A 13440-nucleotide genomic window follows, 5' to 3' on the forward strand; every position below is an offset into this window, starting at 1 on the left:
TGCCGAAGGGGCCACGGGGTGGTATGCATTTTTTCAGGCCCTTACTGCTGTCCGTTCAGCCAGGTTTTGCGAATTAACACCGTAAAAATAAAGTGCAGTTTTTGCCCTTTTTTATGCAATGAAACACTCAATTTCTACATCTAATTAAGTGCAATTATTGCCCTTTTTTATATTGAATCTTTTGCATAAACCCTTTAAATTAAGTGCAATTACTGCACTTTTCTGGATATCACAATGACCGGTTATGATCTGCGATTATGGCGAAAAAGTTTCGGCTGGAGCCGGGAGAAAGCGGCGGCAGAACTGGGCGTCAGCCTGCGAACCTACAAAGATTATGAAAACGGTGATCAGGTAAAACGCATGGTAGCGCTGGCCGCCCTCGCGCTGAGTAGCGGAAATTTACTGGCAACCATGGTGCAAAAGAAGCATCAGGAGCCGCTGCTCACCCTCCTGCGGACGATGCACAACGCCAGCCGGGCGCCGGGGTCACAGGCCGGGCACTGAAGAGCCCGCGCTCGATGCGCGGGGTCTTCAGCAGGGCCGCCAAATCAACCCGGATCCCGAACCTCATCATCGTGATGCATCGTAGCAACCGTCAACAGACTGGCCATGCCCTGTGTGCTCAAAGTCGAAATAATCGCGCAGGCTCTGCGGCACTTCACTCAGCATCCCGGTACTGTCCACGTATTCGCGTGCGTAATCCTCTTCATCTTCGGCCTCGCCACAGTACGCCGCCTCAAACCGGTCAAAATCGCAGTCGCCGGTATAGTCCACCCACGACAGCCTGGTGGTTTTCCTCTGCGGATTTAAACGCCTCCACAAACGCCCAGTTGATGTGACATTCCGAGGCCATATCGGAAGGAAAACCCTCATTGTCCTGGAACATCAGCTCCGGCTCGGCCTCGTCGGCGTGAAGCGCACGACAGGCGGCATAGAACTCCGCCTCATCATCAAAATCCGTCACATCCAGCCACTGACCGGCCAGGCTGCCGCAGTTGTATTTATGGTATGTGCCAACGTAAACCGCAGGGGTGGTAACTGTGTGCATAAAATCCTCCGTCGTGAATGTTATCTCAGCGCCGGCTTTCGCCGTGACGGCACGACAGACGGGAGGAGCGGCAAACGCAGGCGCAGCGGCCCGGCTACCGTAACGGCACGGCGTAAGCCGTCACGACACGGCCCCCCCTCCCCCGGCGCCACGCGCCGCAAAAACGTGGAGCACCGCGACATCCTTTGTGATAACGGTTGTCCACAATCCGGGTGAACATCCACCCGCACAACCTGTGGATACTTTGCTGCAGGGCACGGAGCGAACCCCATGCCCTGCCCTGCTCAGTCTTTAACCACCATAGTATAGTGAGCCCCAAAAGTTAGACACCAGAGCGAAAACTGAGGGCACATGGCAAAATTTTCATTGAAGTTCAAACAGGAAGTTGCAGAAAAATACCTGGAAGACGAGTTGAGTCTGAAATCTGTAGTCAGGATGTATGACATCAGCCCCTGCACGGTAAGAAAATGGGCTTATGCCTACCGTGTGCATGGAATAGACATACTTACAGGTAAAAAGGGGCGCTACTCTGCTGCTTTCAAACTTACGGTAGTGAAAGAAGTCGTGGATGATTGTTTTTCTGTTCGTGAAACTGCGGTAAAACATGGGATACCAGCCTTTTGAACTGTATGTACCTGGCTTGAAAAGTATAGAAAATATGGTGAGGATGCTTTCATCCGAAAAAATAAAAAGAGCATCCCTGTGCCAGATAAAAGCGTCATTCCGGCCCCACCACTGCCAGCATTGACCGAAAATGAGCGAGAGGAACTTGAACAACTCAGAGTCGAGAATGCCTATTTAAAAAAGCTGAAGGCCTTGGTTCAGCAGAAAACATGCTCAACACACAAGAAAAAGTAAGCATTGTTAATGAACTAAGGCAAGAGTGGTCATTGTCCCGGTTGTTAATTGTTGCAGGGCTGCCGCGGAGCACATTCTATTATCATATCAAACGTCTTGCGGCCCCGGACCGATATCAGTCTGCCAGGACGCTTGTACTGAAAATATATCACCAACACAAAGGTCGCTATGGTTATAGACGCATCAGGCTGGCATGTCGTAACGAGGGGGTTTTACTTAATGGCAAAACCGTCAGAAAACTAATGAAGGAACTGGGTATTAGCAGCCTGATCCGCGTCAAAAAGTACCGTTCATATAAAGGAGAACAAGGACGAATTTGCGATAATATCCTGAAACGCCAGTTTTATGCAGAACGCCCTAACGAGAAGTGGGTAACAGATGTAACTGAATTTAAAGTTAATGGGAAGAAGCTTTACTTGTCCCCCATCATGGATCTTTATAATGGTGAAAGCCATGCTCACTGATGCTTTAAAAGTGCTGACTGAAGGGAAACATCCAATATTGCACAGCGATCAAGGCTGGCAGTATCAAATGTCGCGATGGCAACGATGGTTAAAGGATAGTGGCATCGTCCAGAGTATGTCTCGCCGGGGGAATTGCCTTGATAATGCGGCTATAGAGAGCTTTTTTGGAACACTGAAATCAGAATGTTATTATCTCAATAAATATGAAAATGTGGATGACTTGAAGCAAGACATCATTAACTACATTGACTATTATAACAAATTGAGAATAAAGGAAAAACTTGGCGGTCTTAGCCCGGTACAATATCGATTAAATCAGGCTGCATAAGTTGTCTAAGATCTGGGGCGTAGATCAAGCGACCAGCTGATGAAAGCGCTGGATTCGATTAATCATTCAGGACTGGGAAAGGTCTGGTTCGCGGGGCGGGGTATCGCCCCAGAATGGCAGATGAAACGAGAAATGCTTTCACCTGCCTATACAACACGGTGGTCTGAAATTCCGGTGGCTACTATCCGATGATCGGCCCCGACGCCTTTCAAAGGAATTCTTTTTCAATCAACTCAGCTCTCGTCTTGCCAATATCCAAGTTATCCCTTAAACAGGTTGGGACCATGGCCCCAGTTAGCAGGTTGGGACCGTGGTCCCAGTTAGCAGGTTGGGACCGTGGTCCCAGTTAGCAGGTTGGGACCGTGGTCCCAGTTAGCAGGTTGGGACCGTGGTCCCAGTTAGCAGGTTGGGACCGTGGTCCCAGTTAGCAGGTTGGGACCGTGGTCCCAGTTAGCAGGTTGGGACCGTGGCCCCAGTTAGAAAGTTAGGTATTTAGATCAGCGTTAACTACTTACAGGAAGATTCAAGTTCAAGAAGAATAGCTTCAACACGTTCGACAATATCTACAGGTAGCACTGAGGTATCCAGGCTAAGGATAAACTGGTTGCCTTTAACTCTGCTGATAGCACCAGGTGCATATTGCCGTTTAGTTGTTTGTGTCCTCATTGCGCCTGATGTAGCTTTCGCACCATTCAATTCATTAAAAATTTCTTCCGCATCCAGTTTTTCACCGGCAGCTTTTCTTTGCGAAATTCGTTCAACGTGAGCAAGAATATCTGCTTCATGGATGGCAAAAATTTTCGACAGCGCATCTCCGGATCTTGCAGATAATTCACCTGGATGAGAGAAGAGGGCCATCAGTTCTCTCGGTAATTTGGCTGTATTCATGCATCGTGAAATGATTTTACGTGAAATATTTTCTGCCTCAGAAAGAGCAGAAATATTGCCACCAAACTCATTATTCAGCCGTTTGATATAACGATGACCACGTTCGTAAGCACTCGTAGGGCGATAATCATTCCCTAACTTACTTAACGAATCCATCTGTTCATCATCCAGATCCCCGACCAAAATTCGGAAATCACAAGCAGTTAGCATCGCAGTCATTCGACGTCGGCTGCCATCAGCCACCTCTATGACATCAGCAACTTTTCTGCCGAACGCCGGATTTTGTTGCCCGGAAACTAAGAAGGAAGGGATGAGGTCATCCAGTGCCTCTTCGGTTAGCAGCGTCTGATCACGTTCGTTATTGACCCAGACTTTTGATCCCGTTTCAATTTTGTCCCCAGGAATTGTTTCCAGCGTAAATCTAACATCCCGGCCACATACTGGTAGTGTGATCGTATTGCCTCTGGCCATCGCACTGACTCGTGCTATCAAAGAATCAACCACTGGAGCCGCTGGCGTTTCAGAAGCATGTTTTGGTACTGGAGGTGTCACTACCTTCGGAATAATTGGCGCTCGCTTCATTATCGAATCTCCCAGTGCGGTTTGATCAGCCGATCAAATATCTCCGTACAAACTGGTTCCCATATAGACAACGCATTTCTCCATGCCCCTGTTGATGAACGTTGGTCGATAGCCTGTTCAAAAACGGTACGCATACGAATTTGCCCTTTTCCTACTTCATCCGTTTCACGAACAACATTCTTTAAAACCATGCTACCCCATGCATCGCGGATCTGTTCTTCCATCCACGGAGACTGAGAACCGTTGTTATTACTGTATTTAGTCAGCAGAATTCGCACGTCTGGTTCAAAACCCTTCAAATCCACATTTTTTAGCAGGTCACGCAGCATGTCGAAGAATTGCAAAGCCGAGGTGTAATCGAACAACTCAGCAGGAGTAGGGACAATAAGTACATCCGCAGCGCACACAACATTGATCGTCCCGATACCTAGGTTAGGAGCACTATCGATAACAACCACATCATAATCATGTGCAATTGTCTCGATGGCCAGACGCAACATCATATGGGGCTCTGTCGGAAGTTTACCTTCGTCGTATCGTCCCATCATTTCTGTTTCAATCCGATGGAGTGCTAAGCAGGAAGGAATAATATCGAGACCGGGCCAACAGGTTGGCTTCACTGCATAACTTGCATCGTCACGTTCTCCCAGGTAGAAGGGCAAAAGCGTATCATCCGCATGAATATGAAGATCCGGTACCCAACCGTGATACATCGAGGCTGTTCCTTGCGGATCGTTTCCTTCGACTAACAAAACCCGTAGCCCTTTTAGGGCCAGGTGCTGTGCAAGGTGAACGGATACTGAGGTTTTATATACGCCACCTTTATGTGCCGCTACGCCTACAACAGGGGGAAGAGTATTTTCTGGTCGACGCAGACGAGTATTAAATACATCACGCATATGGTTGATTTGTTCAATCGTGTATCCCGCTCGCTGCTCAACACGTCCGCGCATTTCCAGATCAGGATGGGGCAATCGACCACTTTTTTCTGCATCCCGAATGGCTTGTGATGATACACCAACCAGGTCTGATGCTTCACCAATGCGCCAGCGACGCGTAATTTTACGAGCTTCCGGGCTGTCATCATTAAACTGAGCAACTGCAATAGCTCTTGTCATTTCATGTCCAGCGAAAATGCACTGGTCGAGAGTATCCATTAACCCCATGTCGCAAGTCCTTCGTAGTTTAACTTTGCAATAATTCATTAAATCTTGGAATTTATTGCAAAGCAACAAAAATGGCGCAAAGTACGTTAGTTATTGCAAAGTTGATCACTTATTAGTCGGAAAAAATTTCTTATTTATCAAAGATAGTTATTTGTAAAACGTAGTGCTCGCCGCAGTCTTTGACTAGCGAAGTCTGTCAAAGCGAGGAAGCGCAATATCACTGAACCGAAAGAGGCACGGCCACTCAGTTTGTTCAGACTTCACCGCCAAACTTTAGCTCTTTCCCATAGTGGTTGTTTTATGCTCATAACATCCTCTTTCTTCAGGTGTTTCCCACAGTAGCTGTTTTGGGCTTATAACGACCTCTTTCTTCAGATGTTTCCCATAGTCTTTATTTCAGGCCGTAAACTTTAGCCATTTCCCATAGTTATGCGCTTATCAACAGGTTATTTTTAAAGAGTTTTATTCTTTTTTTCTTTTTAAAAGCTTTTTAGATTGCGCGTAAGCCTTTAATCACGGGGCTTCTGGCGTAGGTAGTGTGGGAAATAGCCTGGGTTACTATGGGGAATACATATAGATGGTGTGGGAAACAGCCTGGGTTTGTGTGGGAAACAGCTAAAGTAACTATGGGAAACACCTGAAGTTTATTTCAGCCTCACAGATTTGTGGGAAATAGCTGAAGAAGACCTTGACGGTCGACGGGTATCTGCCACTATGGGAAGAGGAAAAACATCCCATAACTGGCATGGACACCTGTAAAATGACGGATATAGTCGAACCGAAGCCCCATAATGCCTTAAAAATCTCTCAGTCTAATGAGCTGACGGAAGCTGCATACTATTTGCCATTACAGGCAAAACGCGTGTTGTGGCTGTGTCTGATGCAAACCTACTATCAACAGGAACACCCAGGTGTTTTCACGGTAAAGGTGGCTGATTACCAGCGCTACTTTAAGGTCAGCCAGGCCACGGCCAGTACCGATGTCCGCAAAGGCATTGATGAACTGGGGAACCGTCAGGTCACATTTTTCCCGTCAGAAGGGGAATATGAAGAAGTGCGTCGCCCGTGGCTTTCTGAGGCTGGGCTGAAACGTGGGAGGGGCCAGTGGAACATCGAGATCAACCCGAAGGTCATGCCGTATCTGACAGGGCTGACCAGCCAGTTCACCACCTATACTCTGCTCGATTGTGGACGAATCAACTCTGTACGCGTGATACGCTTGTATGAAAGCCTCTGCCAGTACCGTTCTTCCGGTATCTGGATCACTTCAGCGGCCTGGCTTGCCGACCGTTATGAGCTCCCGGACTCTCAGCGTGCTAACTTTGCAGAGATGAAGCGTACTTTTTTGCTGCCTGCTATCGAGAAAATCAACGCCCTAACGCCGATAAAAGTCTCAATGAAAGAAGAAGATAATGGCAAACTTCTCTTTTCTATTCTTGCACGGCCACTTCAGTTACCTCCTCTTGAGGGTTAGTGACAACTTCAGGTATTTCCCATACCTCCTGATTAAAGGCAATCCACTGGGCATAATTTGCTCATGTGGTACCATATGGTTATAATAAAAATACCATCCGGAGGCGCTTATGAAAGTCTTTATACCCACAACATCCGCTCACAGCCCTGACAACCTGTGGAAACACGTCGGGCTGAACGTATCCGACAGCCTGATGCTGGTTGACGAGATTGATAAAGGGCTGGAAGGCGAAGTGGCCAGCCGCATCGTATCCTGGGCGCACATCACTCAGGCCGATCTGCGTCGCATGACCGGTATTCCCGGCACCACGTTTAACCGCAACAGTAAAACTCGTTTCAGTCCGTCACAGAGTGAGCGTCTGGTGCGGTTCATCCGCGTACTGGATAAGGCGGTGGATCTGTTTGAAGGGGATAAAGCGGCGGCCCAGCAGTGGCTCAATGAACCCAGCCGCGCCCTGGGCTGGAAAAAACCGGCCGACCTGCTGGCCTCTGAGTTCGGTGCCTGGGAAGTGATGAAACTCATCACCCGCCTTGAGCACGGGGTATACTCCTGAAGCTCTGGCGTCTGACCAAAACCCGTTACCTGATGACCGCCTGGACCGGGCAGGGCGCAAAAGAGGCAGGCGGCCGCTGGAACAGCGTCGGGACCGCCATGGTCTACACCTCGGAAGCCGCCTCGCTGACCATGCTCGAGACCCTGGTGCATCTGCATGCCGCAAATCTGCTCGATTCGTTTACCCTGCTGTCGGTGGACGTGCCGGATGAGTTGATTCAGGTGATTGAAAGAAATAGCCTGCCGCAGAGCTGGGCGGCATCAGAAGCTCCGTCGGCCCTGGCCGACATCGGCGATCAGTGGGTGAGAAGCGGTGAAGCGGTGGCACTGCGCATTCCGGGTGCGCTCTCACCGGTGGAGTACAATTTCCTGCTCAGCCCCGCCCATACTGAATATGCGAATATTATCAGCCAGGCCGTCCCGGTAGATTTCCGCTTTGATGAACGTCTGAAGTAGTCATTTTTCTTTTAGCCACTTCAGGTTCAGCGGTTTTCCCGCAGCAGCTGCAGCGCATCACCCACCGGCAGGGTGAACGTCACGTTCTGACTGGCGGCCACATCGAGCGCAAACACCTTCGTATATACTTCGGTACTCTCGTACTTTTCATGCCCCATCAGGGACTGCAGCACCTTGGGTGGGGTATGGCCATACAACAGGTGCATCGCAAAACTGTGCCGGAACGTATGCGGGGAGATCTCCACCGTAAAGGTGACGCCGTCACGCTCCGCCTGGTTCACGGCCCCTTTCAGCCAGTTCCTCACCGTCCGATCCGTGACACTCCATACCGGCATGGCGCGTTTCTCGCCCGTCAGCGTATCGATATCAAACTTCTCCCGGGTACTGGCAAACAGATTGCGCATCTCCCGGACATAATCCGCATCAGACAGCACCACCACCCGGTTGGCGGACTTGCCTTTCTGTGGGCGCCCACCGCCGGTACGTCGTTGCTTGGCGGTGCGGATCACCACATGCGGAATGTCATCATTCAGTCTGAAATCCCGCCTCCTCAATGCCAGCGCTTCATTGATCCGCGCGCCGGTGTTCCACAGCGTGTTGACCAGACCGTGCTGTGTCCAGTCCGGCAGATAGTGGAGCAGGGCAGCCACTTCCGGCGCCAGCAGATATTTCGGCAGTTCGGTGTAATGCAGGGCCATGCGTCGCAGGGCGATCGCCCGGCCGTAATCCGGTTGGCCACCCGGCTGGGTCGGGGTATTCAGGGTGACAGGATGTAACGACATGACACCTCATTGCATAAGTTGCGCTACGTGAATTCTGCAGGGGTTTGCCCCACAAAAACAAAAAGCATTCACGTAGCGCAATCTGGTGGAAAACTGCGTCTATTTTCGCCTTCATGACGCCGCTTCGCCACTGAAAAAACCCGCAGAGGCGGGCAGGGAGTATTTCCGTTTTCCATAAATATACCAGAAAACAGAAAAAGAAAAATGTCAGGCCGGATCGGAAAAGGATCCTTATGTGATCCTTTTAGCCTGGATGATGGGATGGAAAGCAGATAGGAACACAACATCCTGGGGAGATACGTGAAAATGCCCCGAACTGCACGGGTTGCCGGGAATAGCAGAAAACGGAATATAGCAGGAGGCAGGGACAAGCCAAAAAACTGACTGTGTTGCTAAGCGGAGCAGGGGCAGGGGCAGGGGCAGGGGCAGGAGTCGTATTATCCTGTCTTTACCCGTATAATAGCCAATATCGCTGTTTCGAAAGACATTCAACAATCTATATTATCTCGCTGATATAAAATTAATTAAACCCCATGCAATTAATTTTGCAATAGAATTATCTTCCATACTTATGACGCCGAAATCCTGGATTTTAAATCGGTTAACCAGTGAACGCACTTCATTAAGAATATAAATACCTTAAGGGAGGATATTTAGAAGCCAACAAAAATGGCTACATTCTTGCATTTCCAAAATAATAACCTGATTTGTTTAATTTTAATAAACCCTAACATGGTGGGATCTGAGTCATCAGGGATAATTAATAATATAATTATTTTCGGTTCGATTTTCTTTGAAATAATTAGCGTGCCTACACGTGTAAATATATTCAGGTATCAGGATGAAGGAAAATACCCCCATCGTTATTCATCCTGACAATTTACCGTCGACTTGTGTTTGTTTTATTCTGTAAAACCATATTAAAGATGTGAACTCCCTTCACATATAATAACTAGGGAAAAACAATCCATAACCTCATCCGGTTTCTCGCAGGAATCTTGGATCATCAGTAATGATTTTTGTTGGTCCTTATTCTTTATAATTGGCATCGTGAAACCTTATTGAATTGCAGGAAAGATTCAATACTAACCGGCAGGTAAGTCCAGCTTTTGCTTTTTCAGATTTATGTCAAGCCTCTAAACTGCAGCTACTTATGATCAGGGATATCTGCATGCTTTTTTTGGACCATACCAGGTACAGTCTCAAACTCTCGGAGAGCCATTACCATAGCTGTGGTCGCAACAGTATAGAGTTAACCGTGGTTGTGCAACTTCAAGGCGGGCTCCATAAATAAGATACAATTACTATCAGTGGTCGTTATGTTATATGTTATATGTTATATATTTTTACTATAAGGCAAGGATATTATCCTTATTCATGTGTCAGGTTTATCATTCCATTTCAATATTATCCTTGGTCTTTACAACACTTTCACACCTTTCTTTAGTTAGAAACTTTACATTACAAAGGAAATTCGAAATTAAAAATCAACAACCAATGAATTTAATTACCAAAAGTCATGAGTCACATTACTCATTTATAGTTATTGCGCCAAACAAAAACATACGTAAGAATGCAAAATAAATCAAATAATCGACCGAAAATAAACAACAGCAACACAGATAAAGTAACATTTAGATAAAAAATGTAACAAAAAGTGTTGTTAAAATAGATGAATCAAATTGATATTGATGAAATAAAACAGTGGGTGCATTCAAGGAGGGATGGGATAACACTGAGGAACATAAATATGCACTTATCAAGCATAACTAGACCGAATGATGATATTCAACGAATTGTAAAACTCATTATCCAGAATGAACAAACTTTGCCTTTTTTATTAAAAGCGGGTTCTGTATTTGATATGAGCATGAGTTCGAAACCATCTGTCTTTCTTATTGAAGAAGGACAAGTTGCCCTATATCGTAAACTGGACAACAAACTCATACTTCATTTCCAACCCCCGTTTCCATTTGGTATTACCTTATCCTCTTCACATACTGAAAATTATTATATGGTATGTGAAGAGGATACCCGTGCCTCGATCCTTAACAAAGAACATTTTTTTTCAAACATCTCAGGTAATCAATATTGGATGAGCATTCTGAATATTGTCACCTACCTCATAGAAGTAGCAGAGGAACAGCATCAAAAATATACTCTCGTTACCAGTAATTACGATATTATAAAATCATGCATCAAGGAAATCTGGACATTGTCAGATGAACAACGAAATAAAATTTCAATTTATGATTACATCCTTTCTCGTCATCAGATATCGAGGAGTTCAATCACAAAGATCCTGAAGTCATTAAATGAAGGCTGTTACATCATAACTAAAAGAGCTGTTTTGAAAAATGTTTACTTTTTACCAGAAAAATATTGATTGGAAAATCTGCAATCAAAAATTGTTGAAGCATTAGTCTGCAGTCTAATCAACTCTATGAGATAAAAATATTTGTTCTCATTCATTTTGAATGATTTAAAATTTGCGGGAGATTTATAAGAAAGTTAATACTATATATTATTGGTTTTTTTTATTTTTTTACAGAGGAACATAAAATTCCTATATTGCAATTTAGAATAAAACTGGAAAGTTAGTTTATGATAAAAATACGTCTTTCGGTTGTCGTGAGTGAGTTAACACGTGGCACAGGTAAATATCGTAACATCCTGGATGGTCGATGTGTTTCCGGACTTCTGAATTTCTCCCGCGTTTTATTTACCATGCTGCCTCTAATTATTTTCGGTAAGTACAGTCCTATATACACAGACGCAGGGGACACAGGGGAGATGACGGCTCTAAATGAGATTTGAGAGGGGGCTGAAAACAGTTATACAAGTGCAGATGAGGTAGTAGTAAGGATTGATTTTAAAAGTAGCAGAGCTTCTAAGGGTGGGGTTGATGGTCGTATTGTTACAAATACCACAATTATATCCAGCATAGTCTCCGATACTTTCGGAGTCGGGGTATTGCCGCTAAGAGTGTAAAGGGCTGGAGTTACGCGACACTCAAAACACCATAATTGACGCCTTTTTCACGAATATGCCCAGGTAGGAATGCTGAAAGTACTGGCCTGCCCCCCGACTGGAATAATAAAAAATGAATTATTCGGTACACGGGAAAATACCAACCCCGTTTTTCGTGGATTCAGAATAACACGATTTACGCTGCTAAAAAAAACTATGCCAACCAATGACTTTTGAATTATTATTTTATTAGACTTGAAGGTGCCTTGTTAATTGTTTGGTGTCAAAAAAACCAGATCGTTTATTAAAGATATAAACTAAAATTATATTTTAAACCACTTACTACAGTCCTATTTTTAAATAAAAGACTAGCATTTTACTTCTGAATCTAGAATGGTTTCTTTGATGCTTTTAAAGAAATATACCCACTCATATGAGTGGGCATTAATACATTGGGAAAATATTAAACCAACGGTTTCACCATGAGCGGTGTATCATAATTTCCTGGCAATGTGGATGCTATATCTGAACTGGCTCCTGGCGTTGATGTCATTGTCGCCATTGCAGTAACCAGTTGCCCGGCAGCCCCACTTGCTCCATTGGAATTAACGAACGCAATACCGGTATTGTAATTTCCGTGCTGCCACATTTCATCCATTGACGCTTCAAATGTCCCGGCAACACTACTATCGTTACGGTCGGCTCCCCACGGGTTGGTCAGAATAAAATCACTGGTTGTGGTATCAAATCCGATAATGGCGAATGCATGCGCATGGACAAAGTTTGTCTGCCCGGTAACGGCATCTTTTGTGCTTTCCCAGCTGGAAAGTTGCGCAGGTGCACCGTTCAGTACGGCGGTTTTCAGCAGTTCAAAATCCGTAGTATTCCATTTATCCTCAGTCGTGTTTTTAGCCCAGAAGGTTTTGTTAGTATCACCGGTAATGGCATCCAGCTTGGAGAAACCGCCCGGCAGGCTGGAGTAACTGTTGTCATCATTCAGATAAGTGGCTTCATACGCCACGTTTGCCCGTTCGGCAATCGCCACCCAGCTGGAGCTGGCAACACTGTTCCCGTCGACAAACACATTATTATCAACCGTGACCCAGGTCGGTACGCCGTTATTAAAGAACCTCACGCTATACGTGTTATTCGGGTTCTGAACAAACATCGACTTAATAAAATCAGGATTGGTATGCACCACCCCCTGGAGAGCAGACAGGAAGGAGCAGTCACCGTCCTGTCCCTGGTGAATATCATTAATCGTCGGGCCTCCATCAGCAAAGAGTGGACGTCCCACAGTATCTTCGGTGGAAGAAGAGGCCGGGGCGTTGGTGCCGTCCATCCAGTTGGTGATGAGCTGACTAAACTGAGTCGCAGAGGAGCCAACACCGAGGCAACCAATGCGGGTAAATGTCCCGTCCTCCTGCGAGGTCCACTGCACCGAAGCACCGCCTTCCCCTGTCACCATGCCGTTGACAATCGAGTAGAGCGAAGAGTCCGTTCCACAGACGCTGCCAATAGTCTGCACGTAGCTGGTCAAATCGCCGTACTGCGTGGCGGTCAGTGGATCGGTCAGCGACGAGGCAAAGCTTTTGAGAACTTTCTCGATAGTTTCAAAGTTGAACAGCGACGTGTTGTCAGCCGCAGTGGCCGTCATGATGTTTTTCAGCATGGTATCACTCAGACCATTAATCAGTGCGCTGCCCGTGCTGGCAGACGTGGATAACAGTGCCAGCTGGCTTTGAGTCAGGGTACCCCGTTGTTGCGCAGACAACGAGGTTGAGATACCCAGCAGTTCGTCGTTATTAAGGGACTGCAACACATCGCTGCCCAAAGTCTGAATATGACTGACATCCAGGCTTGCGATGAGGG

Annotated in this window: 9 protein-coding genes and 3 pseudogenes; 7 read left to right on the top strand and 5 right to left on the bottom strand. The window is 46.5% G+C overall.

Annotated elements, in window-relative coordinates; all coding sequences use genetic code 11:
* The first annotated feature begins 234 nt into the window (after positions 1 to 234).
* Positions 235 to 504, top strand: coding sequence for a helix-turn-helix domain-containing protein (locus M977_RS23010; protein WP_064519258.1), 270 nt, complete (start codon positions 235 to 237; stop codon positions 502 to 504).
* 66 nt (positions 505 to 570) lie between these two features.
* On the opposite strand, the pseudogene M977_RS25050 reads toward M977_RS23010, so the two are convergent.
* Positions 571 to 1048 (bottom strand): annotated as a pseudogene (locus M977_RS25050) (antirestriction protein ArdA).
* Positions 1049 to 1399: 351 nt separating this feature from the next.
* Here M977_RS25050 and M977_RS25925 point away from each other — a divergent pair.
* Positions 1400 to 2698 (top strand): annotated as a pseudogene (locus M977_RS25925) (IS3 family transposase).
* A gap of 18 nt (positions 2699 to 2716) precedes the next feature.
* Positions 2717 to 2890, top strand: a pseudogene (locus M977_RS24710) (DUF4113 domain-containing protein); the annotation flags it as partial.
* 315 nt (positions 2891 to 3205) lie between these two features.
* Here the strand turns inward: M977_RS24710 and M977_RS23035 are convergent.
* On the bottom strand, positions 3206 to 4168 hold the full coding sequence (locus M977_RS23035; protein WP_064519265.1) for a ParB/RepB/Spo0J family plasmid partition protein: 963 nt from the start codon (positions 4166 to 4168) through the stop codon (positions 3206 to 3208).
* A complete protein-coding gene (sopA, locus tag M977_RS23040; RefSeq protein WP_064519267.1) occupies positions 4168 to 5334 on the bottom strand; it encodes a plasmid-partitioning protein SopA in 1167 nt (388 codons plus the stop codon). Before sopA ends, M977_RS23035 begins: the two co-directional genes overlap by 1 nt.
* A gap of 745 nt (positions 5335 to 6079) precedes the next feature.
* Here sopA and M977_RS23045 point away from each other — a divergent pair.
* The 3 genes from M977_RS23045 (at position 6080) to M977_RS23055 (ending at position 7816) form a co-directional block, all read left to right on the top strand.
* The gene (locus M977_RS23045) at positions 6080 to 6808 is read left to right on the top strand and encodes a replication initiation protein (RefSeq protein WP_157092126.1); all 729 of its coding nucleotides are present in this window, start codon (positions 6080 to 6082) and stop codon (positions 6806 to 6808) included.
* 109 nt (positions 6809 to 6917) lie between these two features.
* Positions 6918 to 7361, top strand: a complete 444-nt coding sequence (parS, locus tag M977_RS23050) for a type II RES/Xre toxin-antitoxin system antitoxin (protein ID WP_064519270.1) — start codon at positions 6918 to 6920, stop codon at positions 7359 to 7361.
* Positions 7358 to 7816 carry an RES family NAD+ phosphorylase gene (locus tag M977_RS23055; RefSeq protein WP_064519273.1) on the top strand — a complete coding sequence of 153 codons (459 nt, stop codon included), beginning with the start codon at positions 7358 to 7360 and terminating at the stop codon, positions 7814 to 7816. Before parS ends, M977_RS23055 begins: the two co-directional genes overlap by 4 nt.
* A 26-nt stretch (positions 7817 to 7842) precedes the next feature.
* Here M977_RS23055 and M977_RS23060 read toward each other — a convergent pair whose 3' ends face one another.
* The gene (locus M977_RS23060) at positions 7843 to 8598 is read right to left on the bottom strand and encodes a tyrosine-type recombinase/integrase (RefSeq protein WP_064519275.1); all 756 of its coding nucleotides are present in this window, start codon (positions 8596 to 8598) and stop codon (positions 7843 to 7845) included.
* 1750 nt (positions 8599 to 10348) lie between these two features.
* Here M977_RS23060 and M977_RS23065 point away from each other — a divergent pair.
* On the top strand, positions 10349 to 10984 hold the full coding sequence (locus tag M977_RS23065) for a helix-turn-helix domain-containing protein (protein ID WP_064519277.1): 636 nt from the start codon (positions 10349 to 10351) through the stop codon (positions 10982 to 10984).
* 1047 nt (positions 10985 to 12031) lie between these two features.
* On the opposite strand, the gene M977_RS23075 is transcribed toward M977_RS23065, so the two are convergent.
* On the bottom strand, positions 12032 to 13440 hold a 1409-nt coding region (locus tag M977_RS23075; RefSeq protein ID WP_064519284.1), incomplete at its 5' end, for a C2 family cysteine protease.

The sequence above is a fragment of the Buttiauxella gaviniae ATCC 51604 genome (assembly GCF_001654835.1).
GTDB classification, from domain to species: Bacteria; Pseudomonadota; Gammaproteobacteria; order Enterobacterales; family Enterobacteriaceae; genus Buttiauxella; species Buttiauxella gaviniae.